We start from the raw sequence: 22,516 nt of genomic DNA, 5'->3' as shown, positions 1-22,516 counted from the left end.
TAAGATCTAAATACTCCAAAGGATATATTATGCAGTTAGGAGGGTTATAAATGAATATTACACCGTTAGATATATTAAATAGGTATTATGGATATACAAACTTTAGAAAAGGGCAAGAAGATATTATAAATTCTATAATTAATAATAACGATGTGCTTGCTATAATGCCAACAGGAGGAGGTAAATCCATATGTTATCAAATACCTGCCATGGTACTAGAGGGAATAACTATAGTTGTATCTCCTCTTATATCACTTATGAAAGACCAAGTAGATACACTAAAGGTTATGGGAATAGAAGCTGAGTACATAAATAGTTCTCTTTCAAATAGTGAATATGAAAAAGTACTTAACAATATAAAAAATGATAAATGCAAAATATTATATGTAGCACCAGAAAGGTTAGATAGTTCTGATTTTTTAACAGTAATATATGATAAAGTTGTATGTCAAGTTGCAATAGATGAGGCACACTGTGTATCACAATGGGGACATGATTTTAGAGTAAGTTATAAAAAAATACCATATTTTATAAATAACTTAAGAAATAGACCAATAGTAACGGCTTTTACAGCTACAGCAAGTGATGAAGTTAGAAAAGATATAGTAGAAGTACTTAATTTAAATAATCCAAAAGTATTTATATCAGGGTTTGATAGAGAAAATTTATCTATAAATATAATTAAATCCCCTGCTAAAAATAAATACTTATTAGATTATGTTAAAAATCATGAAAATGAATGTGGGATAATATATGCATCAACTAGAAAAGAAGTAGAAAATATACATGATGGACTTTTAAAAAGAGGTTATTTAGTATCTAAATATCATGCAGGTCTTAGTAATGAAACAAGAAAAGAAAATCAAGAAAAGTTTATAAATGATGATATTAAGATAATGGTAGCAACAAATGCTTTTGGTATGGGAATAGATAAACCAAATATAAGATGGGTAATTCATTATAATATGCCACAAAGTATAGAAAACTACTATCAAGAAATAGGTAGAGCAGGAAGAGATGGCGAAGAAAGTGAGTGTATATTATTATTTGCTCCACAAGATGTCCATACGCAAAAATATTTAGTGGAAGCGTCCATAGAAAATCCTCAAAGAAAGATAGCTAAATATACTAAACTTCAGCAAATGGTAGATTTAATATATACTAGTGATTGCTATAGAAAATGTATACTAGATTATTTTGGAGAAACTATGGAAGATGAATGCAATAACTGTAGCAACTGTTTAAATGATGGAGAGGTAGTAGATAAGACACTAGATGCTATGATGGTAATATCTTGTATTGCTAGAATGAAAAGAAGCTATGGAATAACCATAATAGTCGATGTTCTTAGGGGTTCTAAAAATAAAAAAGTATTAGAATTAGAATTTGATAAATTATCAACTTATGGTCTTATGAAAAAGTACTCTAGTGAAGATTTAAAAAACTTTATAAATACATTAGTATCACATGGATTTTTAGATATAGTAGAAAATTTAGGACATAGAGGAACATTTCCAACTATAAAATTAAATGAACAATCAATGAGAGTTATAAAAAAGGAAATAAAAGTTGAGTTAAAAGAAGCTAAAGCAAGTAAGTCTAAGTATGTAGAAAATGAATTATACGAAGAATTAGTAAGCTTAAGAAGTAATATAGCAAGAGAAGAATCTATAGCTCCATATATGGTATTTGGAGATGCAACTCTTAAAGGTATGGCAAGTATTTATGCTACATTAAAAGAAGAAATGCTTAGTGTATCTGGTATAGGCGAAGTAAAGTATGAAAAGTATGGTTCTAGATTTAAAGATGTAATAGAATCCTATATAAATAGAAACAATATTGATAAACAAAAAGTATTAGATAATAATACAAATAAAAAAGACAACACAAAAATTAAAGATGAATATTTTGAAGTTACTACAGATAAAGATCTATATAATATTTTAGATGATTTAAGAAAAGATATAGCAAAAAAGGAAAAGACTATACCTTATATGGTAATTAGCAAAAATTCTTTAAAAGAAATAAGTGGGAGGTATCCAACTACTAAAGAACAATTAAAAGATATAGGTGGTATGGGTCCAGTTAAAATAAATAGATACGGTGAAAGTATATTAGATGTAGTAAATTCATATATAAATGAAAAAAATATAAGACCAGAGTGGGAAGATAAAAAAAGACTTAAGCTTATAATAGATGGAGAAAATAGAAAAAATAATGAAATAGCCCTAGATTTATTGAATCAAGGGAATGATATAAAATATGTATGTGAAGAAATAGAAACATCTCTTTCTACAGTTTTAGGATATATATATGATTATATAAAAGAAGGAAATTGCATAAACTTTAATATAGATTTAGAGAGTATGTATGAACAAAAAGATAAAGCAATGATATTAGATGCATGTGAAAGGTTTTCTGAAGATAAGATAAGTGTAATAAAAAAGTCACTACCAGATTATATAAAGTATGAAAATATCAGAGCTGTAATACTTGAAAAATATATATAAAATATTGAATAAAAAATAGCTTGATGCTAAAAAGTATCAAGCTATTTTTTATGTTAAATTAAATTTTATGTAACTTAATGAATATTTTGGAAATAATCTAAAATATGTAAAAAATTAACTTTAAAATATTGAAATAAAAATATTATTATGCTAAGATATTAATACCTGGTATTAAAACTTAAAGTAATAACTTAGATATAAAAGAAGAGTTAAAAAGTTGGAGGAAAAATGAATAATATAAAAATAATATGTGATAGCTTATCGGATATACCTAAAGAATTTATTGATAAATATGATATAGAAGTAGTACCACTTAGCATAATTTTTAATGGTAGAGAATATATAGATGGAGTAGATCTAACTGAAGATGAATTTTATAAAATGCTAAGGGAAAATGAAAGTTTACCAAAAACATCTCAAGTTACGTATATGTCATTTAAAAATGCATTTGAAAAATACATAGATAAATATGAAGAGATTTTGTATATAGGAGGATCATCTAACGCATCTGGTACATATCAAAGTGCTGTTATGGCTAAAAATGATATAGAAAACAAAAATATACACACATTTGATACATTATCATTATCTATAGGAAGTACATGCTTAGTACTTAGTGCAGCTAAGTTAGCTAAAGAAGGCAAAAGTATAGAAGAGATAATAAAACATCTGACAAATTTAAAAAATAACTTATCTGTTTTATTTACAGTAGAAACGCTAGAGTATTTGCAAAAGGGTGGTAGAATGTCTTTAGCTAAGGCTACAATAGGAAATATGTTAAATATAAAGCCAATACTTCGCTTAGATGAAGGATTAGTTAAACATTTTTCACAAGCGAGAGGTAAAAAACAAGTAATAAACAATATAGTAGAAATTATAAAAGAACAACAAGGTGAAGATTTAACTAATAAGACTATAATAATTGGTTATGGAGATAATGAAGGAGATTTAAAAATATTAAAAAATAATTTATGTGAAAATTTAAATGTAAAAGACATTGTTGTTGTAAATATAGGAAGCTGCATATGTGCACATACAGGACCTGGAGTGCTTGGAATTGCATGTTGTGATATATAATAATGAAGATAAACTATAAAAGTTATATAATTTAATTTTTATAGTTTATTTTTTTATTTAAAAACATAAATTAACGTATATTGCTTTAGTATTTACATTTAAAAATTCTAAATTTATCTAAAATTTTAATTATTATAAATATACAAAAACATAATATAAAAAATAAATATTATGTTATAATGGAATCTGTGTGAATTTAAGGGGGGTGTATTATGAACATTGATAGAATTTTAGATTTTTCATCCAATGCAGGAAGACTTATGCTTCAAAGTGGAGGAGAAACGTATAGAGTAGAGGAAACTATATCAAGGATTTGTCAGTCTTTTGATGTAGATGAAGTAGAAGTATTTGCAACACCTACAGCGGTAATGGTTTCTATATTTCTTAATGGTAAGATATATTCAGTAGTTAAAAGGATTAACTCAAGAGGTGTAAATTTAAATAGAGTTCATAATATAAATTCTCTTTCGAGAAAGATATATCATGATAAGTTAAGCATAGATGAATGTGAACTAGAACTAGAAAAAATATGTAAGGATGATATGTATAAGGATAATATAGTATTATTATTTTCAGGTATATCAACAGCTATGTTTACATTATTGTTTGGTGGTAATTTTAATGCTATTTTAGGATCTTTTATAATTGGTATAATAATAAAATATATATATAACAAATTAAGCAAATCATCATTAAATGAATTTTTTATAAATAGTTTATGTGGAGGAGTAGTAGCTATATTTTCTGTATTAATGTATGACATTGGTTTTATACATGAGATAGATAAAATAATAGCTGGAAGTATAATGCTTTTAGTTCCAGGCCTTGCACTTACAAATTCTATAAGAGATATTATGCAAGGAGAATTAATATCAGGGCTTACTAAGGTCGCAGAAGCTTTATTAATAGGTGTATCTATTGCAGTTGGCACAGGATTTGTAATAAGTATGTATCTTCAGATGGGAGGGATGTAGTATGATTATAGAATCAATAGCATCTTTTTTTATAGGAATAGGATTTGGAATTATATTTAATATAAAAGGAAAGCGACTAATAGTAGCAGGAATAGGTGGAGGCATAGCTTGGTTTTCATACAAATTTTCTCTACATTGTATAGGATCAGATGTAATATCATATTTTATATCTGCTATATGCTTTAGTATATACTGCGAAATATGTGCAAGAATATATAAAACACCAGCTACAACATTAAGTGTATGTTGCCTTATTCCTTTGGTTCCAGGATATGGAGTATATAATACAATGTATCAGTTTATAGTAGGAGATTATATGAAAGCTATAGAATATGGAGTAAATACATTAGCAATATCTGGTGCATTAGCATTAGGTATAATATTTGTATCTACTATATTTAGAAATATAAAGCTAGGAAAGTTTATAGGAAAAAGTACTAAAAACAAAAATAACTCTAGTATAAAATCAGGGGAAAATAATTTAGAAATAGTTTAAAGAATACCGATAATTTTTATCGGTATTTTTTTATATTAAAATAGTAAAGTTTATAGAATAAAATAGGTGAATAATATATACTCATTAGTAATAGGAAAATATTTTAGTATAAAATAAGATGGAGGATATATATGTTAATATTAACTACAGAGTGTATACCAGGTAAGAATATTATAGAAGTTAAGGGATTAGTAAAAGGAAGTACAATTAGAGCAAAGCATATAGGAAAAGATATAGGTGCAAGTTTTAAGCAATTAGTTGGTGGAGAACTTACAGGATACGATGAGATGTTAGCAGAAGCTAGAAAAATAGCAATAGCTAGAATGGTAGAAGATGCTAAAGCACAAGGTGCTAATGCGATAATTGGGTTTAGATTAACATCAGCAGCAGTTATGCAAGGAGCTGCTGAAATGTTAGCATATGGTACTGGAGTTGTTATTGATGAGTAATATAGGGCTCATAATAGCTTTAATACTTGCTATAGGAACACCTTTTGTTATTATAGTTGGAAGTATAGTACTTATTATAGTTAAAATAATAGAAAGAAAAAAAGAAAAGAAAAATGAAGATTTTGATAAGTATGATAAATATTAAACTAGAAAGTATAGCTATACTAATAGGTGTAGCTATACTTTTTTATTGTATAAAAGTTTATTTTATATAAAAATTAAAGCTTTTAATAAACATTATTATATAAAATATTTACGAATTATAATGTATTAAAAAATATAAATGTATTGTATAATACTATTAATAAAAATATTTATATTGATAAATGTTTGGAAGGGTGGTCGAAATATGATAGTAGTAAGAGGTGCAGGAGATTTAGCCAGTGGAGTAATACATAGATTAAATAGATGTGGGTTTGATGTGGTTTGTTTGGAAGTTGAAAAACCATTGGCAATAAGGCGAAATGTAAGTTTTAGTGAAGCTGTTTATGAAGGAGAATTTAGTGTTGAAGGTGTTTGTGCAAAGCTTTGTAATAATATAGAGGAGATAAAAAAAGCTATAAAAGATAAGAATGTAGCTTTAGTTGTTGATGAAAAAGGAGAGTATATAAAATATTTAAAACCGGATATAGTAATAGATTGTATTCTAGCTAAAAAAAATTTAGGGACAAATAAAGATATGGCTAAGCTTACTATTGCATTAGGTCCAGGATTTTGTGCGGGTAAAGATGTAGATATAGTAATTGAAACTATGAGGGGTCATAATTTAGGAAAAATCATAAATAGTGGATATGCTCTAAAAAATACATCTACACCAGGAGTTATAAATGGTATAGGAAAAGAAAGAGTCGGGTATGCAAAAGAAAGTGGTATTATAGAAAATATAGCTAGTATAGGAAGTGTAGTAAAAAAAGGAGAAGTACTAGCTTATATAATAAACAAAGATAATGAAAAAATTGATGTAAAAGCAAATATAGATGGAGTTTTAAGAGGAATTATAAGAAATAAGTCTAATATAGTAAAAGGATTAAAAATACTAGATATAGACCCAAGAATTGAAGAAGTTAATAATTGTTATACAATATCAGATAAAGCTAGATGTATAGCTGGAAGTGTTTTAGAGGAAGTTGTAAGATTTTATAATAAATAGTCAAAAGCTAGATAGGAGAAGTAATTATGGATGAGATGATATTAGACAGAATAAGTAAAGAAGTGAAAGGTGGAAATAAGGTAGCTTTTGCAACTATAACGGAAGTAAAAGGTTCTAGTCCAGGAAAAGTAGGTGCTACACTAGCGTACTTTAACGATAAAAGTATACTAGGAACTGTAGGCGGAGGAATATTAGAACACGAAGTGATAATTGAATGTAAAAAAGCATTAGATAGTGGGTTTGATAGAGCATTTAAACATGCTTTAGATGAAAATTCTAAAGATACTCCTATGCAGTGTGGTGGAAGGGTTTGCGGCTTTATAAAAGTATTTAAACCAAGACCAAGACTTTTAATAGTCGGAGGAGGTCATATAGGTTATAATATATATAAAATTGCAAATACATTAGACTTTTATAAAATAATAGTAGATGATAGAGTAGAATTTGCAAATAAAGAAAGATTTGAAAGTGCAGATGAAGTATATTCTGGAAATATAGATAATATATTAAATGATATAAATATAGATGAAAATACATACGTAATAATTGCAACTAGAGGATATGAAAAAGATTTAGAGGCATTAAGAGAAATAATAAAGAAAAATCCTTCTTATATAGGCATGATAGGAAGTAAGAAAAAGTGGAATACATTAAAAGGAGAACTTTTAAAAGAAGGTGTAGAAAAAGAATTATTAGATAAGGTATATGCACCTGTAGGTCTTAATATATCGTCAAATGATGTTTCAGAAATAGCCTTTGGTATAATGGCTGAATTATTATTAGTAAAAAATAAAGGGGAATTATCACATAGAAAACATACTAAATAATATAAAATTGGGAGGTAAATATGTTTAAAGTAGCTATAGTAACACTTAGTGATAAAGGATATATAGGAGAAAGAGAAGATATAACGGGAAAAAAGCTAAAGGAGTATATAGAAGAAAGTAATGAATACAAAGTAGTACATTATAATCTGTTAAAAGATGATAAGGGCATGTTAAAAGAAGAACTTATAAATATTTGTGATAATAATATAGCTGATTTAGTGGTTACTAATGGGGGAACTGGTTTTTCTAAAAGGGATACAACACCAGAAGCTACAAAAGAAGTTTTAGAAAGGGAAATTCCAGGTATAAGTGAATATATGAGATTAAAATCTAGTGAAATAACTAAAAAAGCAATACTTAGTAGAGGAATAAGTGGTATAAGAAACAATTCTATTATAATTAACTTACCAGGAAGCCCTAAAGGTGCAATAGAAAATTTAGGGTTTGTATTAGATGTATTACCCCATGGAATAGAAATATTAAAAGGTGAGGCAACAGAATGTGCCACTACAACTAAAAATAGTATATAATTAGTTATATAAAATAGGCAAAAAAGAGGGTAGCTAGTTATGATTGATAAATATGGAAGAAATATAAATTATGCACGTATTTCTTTAACTGAAAAATGCAATCTAAGATGTGTTTATTGTATGCCAGATGATGTAAGCTTTAATGAATACGAAAATACACTTAGTTTAGATGATTATAAATTTATTATAAATGGATTATCACAAATAGGAATAACAAAAATTAGATTTACAGGAGGAGAACCTTTATTATATGAAGGTTTATCAGAAATTATAAGATACACTTATGAAGAATGTAATATAAAAGATGTAGCTATAACTACTAATGGAATAGGTCTTTATGATATGGCATATGAATTATATGAAAGTGGTCTTAGAACTGTAAATATAAGTCTAGATTCATTAAAAGAATATAAATATAAAAGTATTACTAGAAATGGAGATATAAAAGAAGTATTAAAATCCATATCTAGATGCTTAGAACTTGGAATGAAAGTTAAAATAAATTGTGTACTTATAAATGGATTTAATGAAAATGAAATAACAGATTTTATACTTATGACAAAATTTAATAATATTGATGTAAGATTTATTGAACTTATGCCTTTAGGAGAGGCTAGTAAAATATATAGAAATGGATATGTTAATATACAAGATGTGATAAGTCAAATAGATGGATTATATAAAATAGAAAGTAGTGAAAATTCTACTGCTAAATACTACAAATTAGAAGATTCAATGGGAAGAGTTGGAATAATAACTCCTATGTCATGTTCGTTTTGTAGTGAGTGTAATAGGATAAGAATAACTCAAAATGGAACTATTAAATTATGTCTTCATTCAGAAGAAGAGTATGATATAAAATACTACCTAAATAAGCCATTAATTTTTAGAGAAGTATTAAAAGAGATAATATTAGACAAGCCAGAAAGACACTACTTAAATGAAAATAAAGTTAGTGATACTAAAAGGAGTATGTATCAAATAGGAGGATAATATGCTAACTCATATAAATGAAAAGGGATATGCAAAAATGGTTGATGTAGGAGATAAAGAAAATACAAAAAGAACTGCAACTGCAAAAGCTAGCATATTAGTAAGTGAAGAAATAATAGATAAGATATTAAATGGACAAGTTAAAAAAGGTGATGTATTATCAGTAGCACAAGTTGCAGGAATAATGGGTGCTAAAAATACACCAATGAATATTCCTATGTGTCATCAGATAAATTTAGTAGGTTGTGATTTAGATTTTAATATAGATGAAAAAGAGAATATAATAAATATATATGCAACATGTAAATCAGTTGGAAAAACTGGTGTTGAAATGGAAGCTTTAAGTGCAGTAACAATAGCAGCACTTACAATATATGATATGTGCAAAGCTATAGATAAAAAAATGGTAATAAAGGATGTACATCTACTAGAAAAAAGTGGCGGTAAGTCTGGAAATTTTAAATTTTAAAAAAGGATGGGGAATATGGCTAAGATCGTATCTATAAATATAAGTGAAAAAAAAGGTGTAGTAAAAGTACCTGTAGATAAAGCTATTTTAAAAATAAATCATGGGATAGTTAATGATGCACATGCAGGAAATTGGCATAGACAAATATCTTTACTAGCTAAAGAAAGTATAGATAAAATGAGAGAAAGAGGATTTGATCATTTAAAATTTGGTGATTTTGCAGAAAATATAACAACAGAAGGAATAAATGTATACAAACTTCCTGTAGGAACTAGATTAACTCTAGGTGAATGTGAAGTAGAAGTAACTCAAATAGGCAAAAAGTGCCATGGAGGATGTGAAATAAAAAGAACTACAGGTGATTGTGTTATGCCTAGAGAAGGTATATTTGTAAAAGTTATAAGTGAAGGAACTATAAATATAGGTGATGAAGTAAAAGTATTAAAAGAGAGTATGGTTTAAGCCATACTCTTTTTTTCTTTATAGTTAAACTCTAACATTTTATATTCCATTTTATTTTTTATATGGTCAGCTAATATACTAGATTTTAACTTAGTATTTTCTATATGTTTATATATAGGGTCTAAAAATTCAACCTCTATAGATTTTGAGTGAATTTTACCGATAGGTTCATAGCCATCATAAATACCTTGAGAGTTTTTTATAACTAAAGGAACTATAGGACAATTTGCCTTATAAGCTATTTTTAAAGCACCACTTCTAAAAGTTGATACTAAAGAATTAGGTTCTTTTACCCAAGTTAAATCACCCTCTGGGAATACTGCCATACTGTGTCCTAAGGTTATATTATTAGATGCTTGTATAATACTTTTTATGCCTTCTCTATTATTTTTTCTATTTATGTATACACATTTTATAAGTTTAGTCCAATCTTTTAAAATAGGAATATTTCTCCAAATAGGCTCATCTGCTATAACACACCCAATAGGTCTATCTACACTAGAAATTAGTATAAAACTATCTAACATACTAGAATGATTTACAACAAATAAAACTGGCTCATTAGGGATTTTTTCTTTTCCTAAAATATTTACATCTATATCAACTAACTTTAGTGATTTTAGAGCATGTGATTTTAATACATCAAATTGTTCATTTGATGTATATTTATCAGGATTATTTTTATATTTAAGCAATTTAGGTAAAGTTCCTAGAAAGCCAATTAACTGATAAATTGCAAATTTTATATAATTAAACAAAACTTTCATCTCCTTAAATATTATAATTAAAGATTTTAGCATAAAATTATTATAAACTCAAAATAAAAAAATGTTCAATTAGTAATAAAAAAAGTATGTATAAAATATAGATTAAGTATAAGTTTTTATATTACATAAAAATTATATTCCCTTAAAGGATTTTAATAAACATAATTTTGGAAATATGTAATTAAAAATTTTAAGAAAATATAGTATTAAGGAGTATTTATATGGGGAAAAGTATAAAAAGAGTATATGATGAAAAGCTTTTAAGAGTAAAAGTCTTATCTCATAATGGAGATAAAATTCATATAAAATTACCCGTAAACTTTGTAAAAAAAATGATACAAAATAATGCACTAGACTTTTTTAATGATTTAGATGATATAGTCGATGGTAAAAAACTTATAAGCTTAGTTACAAGAGCATTAGATGAAAATATAAGTGGTGAAGTTGCACACCTAGAAAGAAAGAATGGAGATATTATAAAAATAATATTAGATTAACACTAAGAATTTCTTAGTGTTTTATTTTTTTATAAAAAATAATATAGCAATAAAAAGATAAATATAATAAATAAAAAAGTTAGAAATGATACTATAATTCGACAAGGATATATACGAAATAGTAAAAAGAATTAATTAAAATTAAAAATCAAACAATATTATACCCATTTTTACTAAAAATAATGAAAAAAATATAAAAAAATATAAAAAATGTAAAAAAATTCATAACAAATTTACAAATAAAGTATATAATATATATAAGAATTATTTTGAGAATAAAAACTTTAAATTATATATTGTATAAGAAATAAAAATGGGAGGTTTAAAATGTTAGATAGAAAAGTGGCAGTAGCAGTTTGTGCTACTACAGTAGGACTAGCTATGGGGACTACAGGTGCGTTTGCAGATGGAAAAACAGGAACTGTAACAGTTAGTACATTAAATATAAGAAGTGGACCTAGTACAAGTTACTCAATAGTAACAAAAGTTCATCAAGGAGATAAACTTGAAATATTAGAAAGCTCAAATGGATGGCATAAAGTAAAACTATCAAATGGAAAAATAGGATGGGGAAGTGGAAACTACATAAGTGTATCTGGATCTAGCAGTAACAATAGCTCAAACCAAGTTACAGGAAAGATAGGTACAATAACAACTGCAGCTTTAAATATAAGAAGCGGTGCATCTACATCTCACTCTATAGTAACTAAAGCTTATCAAGGAGATAAAGTAAAGATATTAGATAGCTCAAATGGATGGCATAAAGTGCAACTTTCAAATGGAAAATCAGGATGGGGTCATGGTGGATACATAAGCCTATCTGATTCAAATGCAGGTTCAGGAAATAATGCAAATAACGGTGGAGAAACTTCTACACCTGTTACAGGAAAAACAGGAACAATAACAACAGCAGCTTTAAATATAAGAAGTGGCCCAAGTACTAGCTATGGTATAATAACTAAGGTATACGAAGGAAATAAGGTAGAAATATTAGAAAAAAGTTCAAATGGATGGTACAAAGTAAAATTATCAAATGGAAAAATAGGATGGGGAAGTGGAAGCTATATAAGCTTATCTGACTCAAGTGCAGGTTCAGGAAATAATGCAAATAATGGTGGAGAAATTTCTACACCTGTTACAGGTAAAAAAGGAACAATAACAACAGCAGCTTTAAATATAAGAAGTGGCCCAAGCACTAGCTATGGCGTAATAACTAAAGCTTATCAAGGTGATAGAGTAGATATATTAGAAAGCTCAAATGGATGGTATAAAGTAAAATTATCAAATGGAAAAGTAGGATGGGGAAGTTCAAGCTATATAAGCTTATCTAACTCAAATACAGGTTCAGGAAGTAATAGTAGTTCAGACAATGGACAAACATCTCAAAGCAAAGTACAAAAGGTATTAAGCACAGCTATGGCACAACTAGGAAAGCCATATGTATGGGGAGCAGAAGGACCTAATAGCTTTGACTGTTCAGGATTAACTTACTATGTATATAAGCAAGTTGGAATAACATTACCTAGAGTTTCAACAGCTCAATATAGTGTAGGTAGATCTGTAAGTTGGAATAACTTACAACCAGGAGACTTAATGTTCTCTAGTACTGATGGAAGTGGAAGAATAACTCATGTTGGTATATATATAGGTAATGGACAAATGATACATGCTCCAAAACCAGGAGATGTAGTTCAAAAGACTAGTATAAACAATAGTTACTGGAAAAATGCTCACGTAGGAGCTAAGAGAGTTTTATAATAAATAAGGCACCATAGCAAAATTGCTATGGTGTTTTTATTTAAAGTTATAAAAAATAGTTAAATAAAGATATAATAAAGAAAAGTTAGTAATATATAGTTTTAAAGGATTGTACTAAAATGTAGTTAATTTTGGTATAATCCTTTTATAGTATAAATACTAAGGAGAAAAATATGAAATTATCAACTAAAGAATTAGTTATATGTTCTATATTTGCAAGTTTAACAGCTATACTTGCTCAAATATCAATACCAATACCTTTTACAACTGTACCACTTACTATGCAGATGTTTTCTGTTATGATTTGTGGAATATTACTTGGTCCTAGGTTAGGTTTTTTATCTCAAGTTATATATTTAAGCCTTGGACTAATAGGTATACCTGTATTTTCTCAAATGGGTGGAGGAATAGGTGTATTAGTTGGACCTACAGGAGGTTTCTTAATATCATTTCCTATAGTTTCATATATTGTTGGATATTTTTTTGAAAAATATAAAAATAATATATTACTTTTACTTTCAATGTTAATAGCACTTTTTATAAGCTATATAATAGGTACTTTTCAATTTAGCTTAATAGCAGGAGTAAGTTTTTTTAAAGGTCTACTAACTTGTGTAGTACCATTTTTAATTGTAGATTTTATAAAAGTAGGATTAGCGTATATACTTGGAAAATGTATAAGAAAAAGGATAAACTTTAAAAATATATAAACAGAGATAGTAAAATATATTAATGGGTATATAAGTGGTAAATACTTATAGGGGGAGATTTATTTGGAAAGAGTTTTAGAATTGATAGAAAGAAAATTTTTAAAAGATAGTGAGTTATTAGAATTAGAAGATAGTGAATTTGTAATAAACTTAAAATATAAACAGCCTTATAATGCACACTATAACGAGTATTTAATAACTATAAATATAAATGAAACAATAAAAGAATATAGTGTATATTTAAAACATAGATAAAAAGAGCCATTAGGCTCTTTTTATAATATAACGGCAAATATTACTTTAGTATCATTATTTGTTATATTTTCCCAACGATGTCTAGAACCAATAGGAACTTTAACGCTATCACCTTCATATAAAGTAAATTTATCTTCATCTATGTATAGGTTAGCTTCACCACTTAATATATAAGCTATCTCATATCCTTTATGTTCTATAAAATTAGTACAAGAGCTAGTGTTAGGAGATAGGTTCATTATAGCAAATTCAAAATTATCATTAATTTCTGGAGATAATACTTCATAGACTACATCATTATTTCCAGGAAGAATAACTTTTTTTCTATTATCTTTTCTGACTATTAAATTTCTTTTATCAACTTCAGACATAAAGAAAGTAAATAGTGGAACATTTAAAGCAGAGGCTATAGATTTTAATGAATTAACTGATGGATTAGCAAGCCCTCTTTCTATTTGGCTTAGCAAAGATGGTGTAACACCTGCTAGTTTAGCTAAGTCTCTTATGCTTAAATCTTGTTTTTTTCTTATTTCACAGATTTTAATACCAATATTTAAATCATTCATAATTAATCACCTTAGTTAAAATTTTTATAAAACTTAAACAATATATTTATTATAGCATAAAATGCATATTAATAAATGTTAAATAAAATTTAATTAATTAATATATAGTTGACAAAATAGTAGTAAAAACATAAAATTATATTAAATTTATTAAATAAAATTTAATTAGTTTAATGTAATTTAACAGGAGGATTTATATGCAGATAACAACTTTTGGGGCAATATTTGGACTTTTTACAGCTATAATTCTTATAATTAAGAAATTTCAACCTGTGTATAGTTTAATGTTAGGAGCTTTAGTTGGAGGATTGATTGGAGGATTGATTGGAGGTTGTCATTTATCGCAAACTGTAGAGTATATGATAAATGGAGCAAAAGATATATCACCATCTATATTAAGAGTTTTAGCATCAGGAGTATTAGCAGGATGTTTGATAAAAACAGGATCAGTAAATAAGATATCTGAAGAAATAATTAAGTTATTAGGAACAGATAAAGCCATTTTAGGAATAGCTATATCAACTATGGTTTTAGCAGGAGTTGGGGTTAACTTAGATGTAGCTATTATAACTGTTGCACCTATAGGTATGTACATAGGAAATAAGTTATCTTATTCTAAAATATCTATACTTTTAGCTTTAGCTGGAGGAGGAAAGGCTGGAAATATAATATCACCAAATCCAAACACTTTAGCAGTATCAGAAAATTTTAATATAACTTTATCAAATGTAATGGCATCAAATATAGTGCCTGCTATATGTGGAATATTTATAACTGTAATATTAACTAAGTTGATTATAGATAAAGGTAGCAAGTTTGAACAAAGTAATATATTACAAGAAAAAAAGGAAATGCCTACTTTATTTAGATCTTTGATAGGGCCTTTAGTATCTATATGGTTATTATTTCTAGGTAATATATCTAGTGTTTCCATAGATCCATTAATAGCACTACCTTTAGGAGGAATAGTTTGTGTAATTGCAACAGGAAATATTAAAAAGTTAAATAACTATTTAGCCTATGGAGTTAGCCAAATGCAAGGAGTATGTATATTATTAATAGGAACAGGAACACTTGCAGGTATTATACAAATGTCTAATCTTCAAAATAGTACAATAACTGTACTTGAAGTATTAAGCGTACCACAATTTTTATTAGCACCAATATCTGGGATGCTAATGTCTTTAGCAACGGCATCATCAACAGCAGGAGCAACTATAGCATCATCAACTTTTAAAGAAGCTATAATAAGTTCAGGATTTTCAGCTTTAAATGGAGCAAGCATTGTAAATGCAGGTTCTAGTGCTTTTGAGCAGTTACCTCATGGATCATTATTTCATACAAGTGCAAAGAGTGTAAATATGGGTATAAAAGAGAGATTTGCATTACTTCCTTATGAGATTATGGTAGGGTTTAGTATGACAGTAGTATCGACTTTAATAAATATTATGTTTTTTAAATAAATATATTAATTAAATTGTCTAAATAAAAAAGGTGAATATAAATTCACCTTTTTATCTAAAAAATGATAATATAAATAATAGCAATATATTACATAAGTATAAAAGTAATAAAAAATATTTTTCAATTGGTAGAAAAAATAAGAATGGGGTATAAATATCAATAAAAATTATTGATTGTATCAACTAAAAAGGAGGAATATGTATGAATGTATTAGAAATGTTTGTAAAAAATTTATGTGGAGTATTTAATAATGATAAACAAATACATAAACAAAAACAAGAAGGTAATTTAACTCACCCAAAAGCTAAGCATATAAATGGTATAGCAAATGATAAAATAATAAATTTACCAAAAGACTTTAAAGGATATTTTATAATAGAAGAAAGCTATTATGAAATGGGAGAGAGAAAAAATATATTACCTCATTTATTTTTATTTGAATTAAATGAAAATAATCAAGTAGTATTAAAATCATATGAAATACCTAATAATATATCAAAAGAAGATTTTAGAAATGATAACTTAGATTTAAAATTAGATTATAATACTCTAGAAGAATCTAACAAATTTACACCTATGGTATACTTTGAAAAAGACGGAGTATTTGAAGGAGAAAGTGTTAGTTATTTTTCAAAAGAGGTAAAATTTGTGTTAAAAGAGAGAATAGAAAAAGATACATTATATGTAAGTGAAGTTTTTTACAAAAACTCAAAAATAACATTTGGATTTATAGATCCTATCATATATAATAGAGTGAACTAGTAATTTTATAGAGGTGAAAAGGTGGAAATTGAGTTAGTAAATAAGTATAAAATGGAAATAAATAAAGATTTTAGAAAGTATGCAGAAAATGCGTTAAAAGATTATGATTTTGCTATATCAAATTTAAGATACTTACTTTTAATAGAAAGACGTAGTGGAATAAGTTTAAATGAAATAGCTATAGAACTTAATATAGATAAGGCTATGGTAACAAGAGGAATAAAAAAACTTGTAGAACTTGGCTATGTAAATAAAGAACAAGATAAAATAGATACTAGAGTATATAGGCTGACACTAAGCAAAAAAGGTGAGGAAGCTTTAGGTTCATTAAGTGGTATATTTAAAGAATGGTTTGATAAAGTAACTCATGATTTTGATGAAGAAGAAAAAGATATATATATGAAATTAATTAAAAAAGTATATGAAAATAGAGTATATAAATAATTAAAAAGTGTTAAGGTAGATAAATACCTTAACACTTTTTTTGAAAATAACTAAAGTGACTTTAGATATATAAGCTTTTGATAAAATAAAAGGTTAGAAATATTAATATAATAAATTAAATTAATTTTTATATAAAAAGGTTGACTACGTCAATTTGCGGTAATATAATTAGAATTGTCGACAAAAAACTTACAAAAACGACAAAGGGAGATGGTATTATGGAAAATACATTAGAAGCAATTGCAACTAATAGATTGTTACTAATATTTGCTGCAATTGCAATAACAGGTATTGTACTTGGAAAAGTGAGTGAAATAATAAAAGTACCTGATGTTATATTATACTTAATAGCAGGGATAATAATAGGACCAGCAGTCTTAAACCTAATTAGTATAGAATCTTTTCCTATTGAAAATAATTTAATACTTACATTTGGATCTGCATTTATATTATATGAAGGTGGTAGAGAAGTTAAATTAAAAGTACTTAACAAGGTCAAGATAAGTGTAGGAATGCTTGCAACTATTGGAGTCTTAATATCTACTGTAGTTGTAGGAGTATTTGCAGGAAAAATATTTAATATAGAAATTATGACAGCTCTTTTAATGGGAGCAGTTATAGCATCAACAGACCCAGCAGCACTTATACCAGTATTTAAACAAGTTACTATAAAAAATAAAATAAAGCAAACTGTAGTTAGTGAATCAGCATTTAATGATGCTGTAGGAGCTATAATAGTTTCAACTTTACTTGGAATAATAACTAGTGGAGAATTTTCTCTTGGCAAAAGTGCAGGTGAATTATTAATATCTGCATTAGGTGGGGTTGTTGTTGGTGTGGCAGTTGGATATATATTCTCATTATTAATATCAGACAAAAAATGGGGAATATTCCATTCATATGCACCAATAATGTCAGTACTTAAAGTTGCATTAGCTTATGAAGTAGCTACATTATTACATGGTAGTGGATATATGGCAGTATTTATAGCAGGTCTTATAGCAGGAAATAAAAAAATATTTGGACTTTGGGTACCAGAACATGACTTCCATTCAGAGCACTTATTTAGAGAGAGTATAGGAGCATTATGTCGTATGGCGATATTTGTAGTACTAGGAACACAAGTTGATTTAACATCACTTTCTGCTTATTGGAAGGAATCTTTAATAGTTGTATTAGTATTAATGTTTATAGCAAGACCACTTGTAGTTTTAATATGTACAGCATTTGATAAAGAGGCTAAATGGAAATTTAAAGAAAGATTATTTATGATGTGGGTTAGAGAAACAGGAGTAATACCAGCAGCATTATCAGGGATAATAGTATCAATGAAACTTCCTGGATACGAAATAATATCTTCAGTAGTATTTATGACAATACTTGTAACTCTTATAGTTCAAGCAAGTACAACAAAACTAGTAGCTAAGAAACTAGGGGTACTAGAAGAAGTTGAAGAATTAAAACAAGTAGCATAAAAAAAGGGTAGATTGATAAAATCTATCCTTTTTTTACATTAAAGGAAATTACATTAAGCATAAAACTGTTGATGACTCATGAAAATAATATATATCAATAGGTTTGAAAATGTAAAAAATGATATTTTGAGCAACGGACAAAGTCGTTGGCGACATGAGCGAAGCGAATTTTGTTATTTTGTAATAAAAGTTTCGCAGTTAGCATTTTGTGGATTTATCTGAACAAACGAAGCACTACATCCACCACTTATATTATATTTGCAATTATTAGCACTACATGAAATATTTTGAGTACTTGTTAAGGATACATTTCCACCATAATTTGACAAACTAAAAGAAGAAGAGTCTCTAAATGTATCACAATAAGTTTCAGGTGTTATGTAAGCATCATATCCTTCTACTTTTATATGAGAAGCATAGCAGCTACCAGATTTATTGAAAGCACATTCTTTTTCTAGACATAGTAAATTAGTTTCCATATTATTACCTCCTATAGCAAATTATATTTATAGTATGGCAATACTTAAAAATTTTTAATCATTTAAATAAATTTAAGAAAAGATATTTATAAAAAATAATATACAAGGCATAGTAAATACATCAAGTAAGAATGCAGCAACTAAAGGAACTATTAAAAATGCTTTTTTAGACTCACCATATATTTGACATACAGAACTCATATTAGCTAATGCATTTGGAGTAGCACCAAGCCCATGTCCTATAAGCCCACTTACCATAATAGCAGCATCTAAATTTTTACCTAAAACTTTATATACTACAAATATTGCAAATAACACTATAAAAATTGCTTGAGATACAACAATAATTATTATAGGGCCAAATAAACTAGATAGCTTAAATAAATCAATACTCATAAGTGCCATGGTCAAAAATATTCCCAAGGAAATATCACTAAGTAAATTTAAAATATTAAAATCAAGATTTAAAATTTTAAATTTATCATTAGAGTTTCTAAATATTACGGCAATAAATATGCATACACTTATAGTAGGGATTAATATATTAGTAGATGTATATATTATATTAGAAATAAGTTCACCAATATTTATACAAAGAAAAACAACTAAAATTTGTTCTAAGAATGAAGTAGAATTTAAAGTAGAAGTACTTCTAGTTAAAGATATGTTTTTTGTGTATGTTTTTATTAAAGAAGTATTAATATTATTATATTTTAGGTTATTTTTTTCTATAAGAAATTTTCCGACAGGTCCACCTAAAAGCCCTGCAAATATTAGACCAAAGGTAGCTGATGCTATTCCAACACTAGATGCATTTGAAATTCCAAGAGATTCTATAGTAAAGCCAAAGGATGCAGCATATCCATGTCCACCTTCCATTGATATAGTCCCACACATAAGGCCAAGTAAGGGATGTATACCAGTAAATTTAGCTAAAACTACTGCTAGTAGGTTTTGACAAAATGATAATATACCACAGAGTATCCAATATTTAAATAAGTCCTTGCCTCCTTTTTTTATTAATGAAAAGCTAAAAGAAAGACCAACTATAGTAAAGAAAAAAGAAATAAAAAAGCTCATTAAACTAGTATTCATAGTTATAGTACATATATTAAAGAATTTTAAAAGTAAGTTTAATATACAAAATAAAAGACCTCCAACAACGGGAGAAGGTATACAAAATTTATCTAAAATTCTTACTTTATCTTTAATAATACTACCCATTAAAAGCATAAAAACAGCTAATATTAATGTTTGTAAAATATTTAATTCTATAATAATAAAAAACACCCCCTAAATAGTACTAATATAGCTAAAAGATAAGCCATTTATTAAAATATATTAGTACTAGCTAGGAAATATAATAAAAATTATATATTACATATTATATCAAGCAAATCATTAACGCTATCTAGTATATATTTTCCTTTATAGTAATCAAGTTTTATATCATCAAAGTTTTTTACATCTTTAACAGCTTTTGGTCTTTCTTCAAAGTATCCTATAATATTAAAATTTTTATCTAAAACTACTATAGTAGGACCTTTAAAATTTTCTTTATCAATATTTAATATAGGAGATAGAAATTTTTTACCACGAGCCATAGTTATAACAGATATATTAAAGTTTGGATTTAAATCACAAAACTTTTTAAGTATTGTTGTATTTATTTGAAAATCAGGACACCATATTTCTCCTGAGATCAAAAAATTTAATTCTAAATCAATATTCATTATTTTTGATTCAATTTCTTTAGGTAAATTTATTCTAGCATAATTTTTCGGTATTCTAGCTCTTTCTGATTTAGTACCTTCCCCTACAGCACTTTCAAAACTTACTCCTACATCAAAAAGTTCCTTTATAGTCATTTCAATCATAACTAACCTCCCCTAGTAATAGTATATAAATATAGTATCACAACAAGTTAATATAAAAAATATATTAAACATTTAAACTAAAGATAATATAAAGTATTATAAAAACAATTTACTATAAAAACATTGTATGATATCATATATAAGTATTAATTAAATAGGCGATGGAGTTCGCCATTAAATGCGAAAGCTAACGACTCCTACTCTTTTTATAAGGGTAGGAGTCTATTTTTTTGCGAATTACAAAATAAAGGAGGAAGTTATGATTATATTAATTAGTTTGGTAATAATAGGGATATTAGCAAATATAAGTGGAAAACTAGTAGAAAAGGTAAAGCTACCATCTTTAATAGGAATGATGGTATTAGGGATGGTGATAGGTCCATCTATATTTAATTTAGTTCCAAAAGAAACACTAGAAGTATCTTCAGGTATAAAAGATATAGCATTAGTTACAGTATTATTTATAGGTGGGCTTGGGATAAATGTATCTCAAATAAAGCAAATAGGAAGGCCAGCAGTACTACTTAGTATAATACCAGCAACACTAGAAGGATTTACAATAGCATTTTTGTGTACTATATTTTTAGATTTTACTTTTACACAAGGAGCTATACTTGGATTTATAATAGCAGCAGTAAGCCCTGCTGTACTTATTCCAGCTATGGTATCACTAATTGAGAGAAAGTTAGGCCAAGATAAAGCTATACCACAGATGTTACTTGTTGGAGCAAGCTGTGATGATACAGTTGCTATAACATTATTTACTACATTTTTAACACTATACACTAAAAGTTCTATAGGAGAAAGTGTATCTATATTTAATCAAATTATGATAATACCTCTTACTATAATAATAAGCTTAGTATTAAGTTTTATAATATTTAAAATAAGTAAGCTTATAATATCTAAAGTTGATAATAAAAATATAAAAGTAATAATAGCATTTTCAACATGTATAGGTATGAGATTTATAGAAAAAAACTTACATGTAGAGGTATTTAACTCACTACTTGCTGTTATGGTATACGGATTTTTAATAAGAAACTATATGAAAGACATTTCTAAAGAAATCTTAGATACAATGAATAGACTTTGGAAAATAGGAAAGCTTTATTTATTTACATTTGTGGGAATAGCTATAAATCCTACATTAGTAGGAAAATATTTTATAGTAGGAGTTATAATACTTACAATATCATTAAGTGTTCGTTCAATAGGAGTATTTATATCCTTAATAGGAACTAATTTAACAATAAAAGAAAAAGTATTTTGTATGATAGCATATCTTCCAAAAGCAACTGTTCAATCAGCAAAGGCCTCTATACCTTTAGAAATGGGAGTTGCAGGTGGTGATATTATGCAAGCTATTGCTATTTTAAGTGTACTTATAACTGCACCAATAGGAGCTATAGGTATAAATATGACTTGCGATAAAATACTTCATAAAGGTGATAATAAAGATTTTTTTGAGGACATAAATATAAAAGAAAAAAATATACAAACTATATAATAAGTCTGTATAGAA

26 protein-coding genes and 1 riboswitch are annotated in these 22,516 nt (G+C 26.9%); of the genes, 21 read left to right on the top strand and 5 right to left on the bottom strand.

The genetic code is table 11. The features are described from left to right. The first annotated feature begins 50 nt into the window (after positions 1–50). From recQ to I2H23_RS05220, 12 genes are all read left to right on the top strand, one after another. Positions 51–2,510, top strand: a complete 2,460-nt coding sequence (gene recQ, locus I2H23_RS05275) for a DNA helicase RecQ (RefSeq protein ID WP_195581238.1) — start codon at positions 51–53, stop codon at positions 2,508–2,510. Positions 2,511–2,738: 228 nt separating this feature from the next. Continuing rightward, on the top strand, positions 2,739–3,587 hold the full coding sequence (locus I2H23_RS05270) for a DegV family protein (protein ID WP_092924996.1): 849 nt from the start codon (positions 2,739–2,741) through the stop codon (positions 3,585–3,587). A gap of 212 nt (positions 3,588–3,799) precedes the next feature. Continuing rightward, on the top strand, positions 3,800–4,561 hold the full coding sequence (locus tag I2H23_RS05265; RefSeq protein ID WP_092924998.1) for a threonine/serine ThrE exporter family protein: 762 nt from the start codon (positions 3,800–3,802) through the stop codon (positions 4,559–4,561). 1 nt (position 4,562) lies between these two features. Next, positions 4,563–5,057 carry a threonine/serine exporter family protein gene (locus I2H23_RS05260; RefSeq protein ID WP_092925000.1) on the top strand — a complete coding sequence of 165 codons (495 nt, stop codon included), beginning with the start codon at positions 4,563–4,565 and terminating at the stop codon, positions 5,055–5,057. Positions 5,058–5,188: 131 nt separating this feature from the next. Then, positions 5,189–5,506, top strand: a complete 318-nt coding sequence (locus tag I2H23_RS05255) for a heavy metal-binding domain-containing protein (RefSeq protein WP_092925002.1) — start codon at positions 5,189–5,191, stop codon at positions 5,504–5,506. Next, positions 5,499–5,651, top strand: a complete 153-nt coding sequence (locus I2H23_RS05250) for a hypothetical protein (protein WP_176698662.1) — start codon at positions 5,499–5,501, stop codon at positions 5,649–5,651. The genes I2H23_RS05255 and I2H23_RS05250 overlap by 8 nt, the downstream gene beginning before the upstream one ends. 204 nt (positions 5,652–5,855) lie before the next feature. Beyond that, positions 5,856–6,656, top strand: a complete 801-nt coding sequence (gene yqeB / locus I2H23_RS05245) for a selenium-dependent molybdenum cofactor biosynthesis protein YqeB (protein ID WP_240275685.1) — start codon at positions 5,856–5,858, stop codon at positions 6,654–6,656. A 26-nt stretch (positions 6,657–6,682) separates the two neighbouring features. Further along, a complete protein-coding gene (locus tag I2H23_RS05240; protein WP_195581237.1) occupies positions 6,683–7,483 on the top strand; it encodes an XdhC family protein in 801 nt (266 codons plus the stop codon). Between the two features lie 20 nt (positions 7,484–7,503). After that, the gene (locus I2H23_RS05235; RefSeq protein ID WP_195581235.1) at positions 7,504–8,013 is read left to right on the top strand and encodes a MogA/MoaB family molybdenum cofactor biosynthesis protein; all 510 of its coding nucleotides are present in this window, start codon (positions 7,504–7,506) and stop codon (positions 8,011–8,013) included. A 39-nt stretch (positions 8,014–8,052) separates the two neighbouring features. Next, positions 8,053–9,006: a GTP 3',8-cyclase MoaA gene (gene moaA, locus I2H23_RS05230; protein ID WP_195581234.1), complete on the top strand. Its 954-nt coding sequence runs from the start codon at positions 8,053–8,055 to the stop codon at positions 9,004–9,006. Position 9,007: 1 nt separating this feature from the next. After that, the gene (gene moaC / locus I2H23_RS05225; protein WP_092925012.1) at positions 9,008–9,475 is read left to right on the top strand and encodes a cyclic pyranopterin monophosphate synthase MoaC; all 468 of its coding nucleotides are present in this window, start codon (positions 9,008–9,010) and stop codon (positions 9,473–9,475) included. 15 nt (positions 9,476–9,490) lie between these two features. After that, a complete protein-coding gene (locus I2H23_RS05220; RefSeq protein ID WP_092925014.1) occupies positions 9,491–9,937 on the top strand; it encodes an MOSC domain-containing protein in 447 nt (148 codons plus the stop codon). Here the strand turns inward: I2H23_RS05220 and I2H23_RS05215 are convergent. Beyond that, positions 9,934–10,695 carry a lysophospholipid acyltransferase family protein gene (locus tag I2H23_RS05215; protein WP_195581233.1) on the bottom strand — a complete coding sequence of 254 codons (762 nt, stop codon included), beginning with the start codon at positions 10,693–10,695 and terminating at the stop codon, positions 9,934–9,936. The genes I2H23_RS05220 and I2H23_RS05215 overlap by 4 nt on opposite strands. 230 nt (positions 10,696–10,925) lie before the next feature. Here I2H23_RS05215 and I2H23_RS05210 point away from each other — a divergent pair, with 230 nt between their 5' ends. The 4 genes from I2H23_RS05210 (at position 10,926) to I2H23_RS05195 (ending at position 13,924) form a co-directional block, all read left to right on the top strand. Next, positions 10,926–11,201 carry a hypothetical protein gene (locus I2H23_RS05210; RefSeq protein WP_166505710.1) on the top strand — a complete coding sequence of 92 codons (276 nt, stop codon included), beginning with the start codon at positions 10,926–10,928 and terminating at the stop codon, positions 11,199–11,201. A gap of 327 nt (positions 11,202–11,528) precedes the next feature. Next, positions 11,529–12,959 carry an SH3 domain-containing protein gene (locus tag I2H23_RS05205; protein ID WP_195581232.1) on the top strand — a complete coding sequence of 477 codons (1,431 nt, stop codon included), beginning with the start codon at positions 11,529–11,531 and terminating at the stop codon, positions 12,957–12,959. A gap of 173 nt (positions 12,960–13,132) precedes the next feature. After that, a complete protein-coding gene (locus I2H23_RS05200; protein ID WP_166505708.1) occupies positions 13,133–13,669 on the top strand; it encodes a biotin transporter BioY in 537 nt (178 codons plus the stop codon). A gap of 63 nt (positions 13,670–13,732) precedes the next feature. Next, the gene (locus I2H23_RS05195) at positions 13,733–13,924 is read left to right on the top strand and encodes a hypothetical protein (RefSeq protein WP_092925024.1); all 192 of its coding nucleotides are present in this window, start codon (positions 13,733–13,735) and stop codon (positions 13,922–13,924) included. 20 nt (positions 13,925–13,944) lie between these two features. Here the strand turns inward: I2H23_RS05195 and I2H23_RS05190 are convergent, their stop codons facing one another. After that, positions 13,945–14,490 (bottom strand): helix-turn-helix domain-containing protein, encoded by a 546-nt coding sequence (locus I2H23_RS05190; protein WP_092925026.1) that lies wholly within the window; start codon positions 14,488–14,490, stop codon positions 13,945–13,947. Between the two features lie 197 nt (positions 14,491–14,687). Here I2H23_RS05190 and I2H23_RS05185 point away from each other — a divergent pair, with 197 nt between their 5' ends. The 4 genes from I2H23_RS05185 (at position 14,688) to I2H23_RS05170 (ending at position 18,635) form a co-directional block, all read left to right on the top strand. Further along, on the top strand, positions 14,688–15,953 hold the full coding sequence (locus I2H23_RS05185; RefSeq protein ID WP_195581230.1) for a GntP family permease: 1,266 nt from the start codon (positions 14,688–14,690) through the stop codon (positions 15,951–15,953). Positions 15,954–16,155: 202 nt separating this feature from the next. Next, on the top strand, positions 16,156–16,716 hold the full coding sequence (locus I2H23_RS05180) for a hypothetical protein (protein WP_092925030.1): 561 nt from the start codon (positions 16,156–16,158) through the stop codon (positions 16,714–16,716). Positions 16,717–16,737: 21 nt separating this feature from the next. Next, positions 16,738–17,160, top strand: coding sequence for a MarR family winged helix-turn-helix transcriptional regulator (locus I2H23_RS05175; RefSeq protein WP_092925032.1), 423 nt, complete (start codon positions 16,738–16,740; stop codon positions 17,158–17,160). A gap of 218 nt (positions 17,161–17,378) precedes the next feature. Beyond that, a complete protein-coding gene (locus tag I2H23_RS05170; protein WP_092925034.1) occupies positions 17,379–18,635 on the top strand; it encodes a cation:proton antiporter in 1,257 nt (418 codons plus the stop codon). A 173-nt stretch (positions 18,636–18,808) separates the two neighbouring features. Here the strand turns inward: I2H23_RS05170 and I2H23_RS05165 are convergent, their stop codons facing one another. From I2H23_RS05165 to I2H23_RS05155, 3 genes are all read right to left on the bottom strand, one after another. Continuing rightward, a complete protein-coding gene (locus I2H23_RS05165; RefSeq protein ID WP_195581228.1) occupies positions 18,809–19,114 on the bottom strand; it encodes a DUF1540 domain-containing protein in 306 nt (101 codons plus the stop codon). Positions 19,115–19,186: 72 nt separating this feature from the next. Next, positions 19,187–20,404, bottom strand: coding sequence for a sodium/glutamate symporter (gene gltS, locus I2H23_RS05160; RefSeq protein WP_271932939.1), 1,218 nt, complete (start codon positions 20,402–20,404; stop codon positions 19,187–19,189). Between the two features lie 80 nt (positions 20,405–20,484). Then, positions 20,485–20,991, bottom strand: a complete 507-nt coding sequence (locus I2H23_RS05155) for a thioredoxin family protein (protein WP_195237459.1) — start codon at positions 20,989–20,991, stop codon at positions 20,485–20,487. Positions 20,992–21,139: 148 nt separating this feature from the next. Continuing rightward, positions 21,140–21,198, top strand: a riboswitch (Fluoride riboswitch). Between the two features lie 52 nt (positions 21,199–21,250). Here I2H23_RS05155 and I2H23_RS05150 point away from each other — a divergent pair. Beyond that, positions 21,251–22,501, top strand: coding sequence for a cation:proton antiporter (locus I2H23_RS05150; protein WP_195581226.1), 1,251 nt, complete (start codon positions 21,251–21,253; stop codon positions 22,499–22,501). Positions 22,502–22,516 lie beyond the last annotated feature (15 nt).

Origin of the sequence: Romboutsia sp. BSD2780061687b_171204_C1 (genome assembly GCF_015560225.1) — a bacterium.
Taxonomy (GTDB): domain Bacteria; phylum Bacillota; class Clostridia; order Peptostreptococcales; family Peptostreptococcaceae; genus Romboutsia_C; species Romboutsia_C hominis.
This window is presented reverse-complemented; position numbering and strand designations above follow the sequence as displayed.

Bases quoted from the DNA above. Each gene is read 5' to 3' on its own strand.
- recQ (WP_195581238.1), top strand. From the start codon at position 51: ATGAATATTACACCGTTAGATATATTAAATAGGTATTATGGATATACA.
- I2H23_RS05270 (WP_092924996.1), top strand. From the start codon at position 2,739: ATGAATAATATAAAAATAATATGTGATAGCTTATCGGATATACCTAAA.
- I2H23_RS05265 (WP_092924998.1), top strand. From the start codon at position 3,800: ATGAACATTGATAGAATTTTAGATTTTTCATCCAATGCAGGAAGACTT.
- I2H23_RS05260 (WP_092925000.1), top strand. From the start codon at position 4,563: ATGATTATAGAATCAATAGCATCTTTTTTTATAGGAATAGGATTTGGA.
- I2H23_RS05255 (WP_092925002.1), top strand. From the start codon at position 5,189: ATGTTAATATTAACTACAGAGTGTATACCAGGTAAGAATATTATAGAA.
- I2H23_RS05250 (WP_176698662.1), top strand. From the start codon at position 5,499: ATGAGTAATATAGGGCTCATAATAGCTTTAATACTTGCTATAGGAACA.
- yqeB (WP_240275685.1), top strand. From the start codon at position 5,856: ATGATAGTAGTAAGAGGTGCAGGAGATTTAGCCAGTGGAGTAATACAT.
- I2H23_RS05240 (WP_195581237.1), top strand. From the start codon at position 6,683: ATGGATGAGATGATATTAGACAGAATAAGTAAAGAAGTGAAAGGTGGA.
- I2H23_RS05235 (WP_195581235.1), top strand. From the start codon at position 7,504: ATGTTTAAAGTAGCTATAGTAACACTTAGTGATAAAGGATATATAGGA.
- moaA (WP_195581234.1), top strand. From the start codon at position 8,053: ATGATTGATAAATATGGAAGAAATATAAATTATGCACGTATTTCTTTA.
- moaC (WP_092925012.1), top strand. From the start codon at position 9,008: ATGCTAACTCATATAAATGAAAAGGGATATGCAAAAATGGTTGATGTA.
- I2H23_RS05220 (WP_092925014.1), top strand. From the start codon at position 9,491: ATGGCTAAGATCGTATCTATAAATATAAGTGAAAAAAAAGGTGTAGTA.
- I2H23_RS05210 (WP_166505710.1), top strand. From the start codon at position 10,926: ATGGGGAAAAGTATAAAAAGAGTATATGATGAAAAGCTTTTAAGAGTA.
- I2H23_RS05205 (WP_195581232.1), top strand. From the start codon at position 11,529: ATGTTAGATAGAAAAGTGGCAGTAGCAGTTTGTGCTACTACAGTAGGA.
- I2H23_RS05200 (WP_166505708.1), top strand. From the start codon at position 13,133: ATGAAATTATCAACTAAAGAATTAGTTATATGTTCTATATTTGCAAGT.
- I2H23_RS05190 (WP_092925026.1), bottom strand. From the start codon at position 14,490: ATGAATGATTTAAATATTGGTATTAAAATCTGTGAAATAAGAAAAAAA.
- I2H23_RS05185 (WP_195581230.1), top strand. From the start codon at position 14,688: ATGCAGATAACAACTTTTGGGGCAATATTTGGACTTTTTACAGCTATA.
- I2H23_RS05180 (WP_092925030.1), top strand. From the start codon at position 16,156: ATGAATGTATTAGAAATGTTTGTAAAAAATTTATGTGGAGTATTTAAT.
- I2H23_RS05170 (WP_092925034.1), top strand. From the start codon at position 17,379: ATGGAAAATACATTAGAAGCAATTGCAACTAATAGATTGTTACTAATA.
- I2H23_RS05165 (WP_195581228.1), bottom strand. From the start codon at position 19,114: ATGGAAACTAATTTACTATGTCTAGAAAAAGAATGTGCTTTCAATAAA.
- I2H23_RS05155 (WP_195237459.1), bottom strand. From the start codon at position 20,991: ATGATTGAAATGACTATAAAGGAACTTTTTGATGTAGGAGTAAGTTTT.
- I2H23_RS05150 (WP_195581226.1), top strand. From the start codon at position 21,251: ATGATTATATTAATTAGTTTGGTAATAATAGGGATATTAGCAAATATA.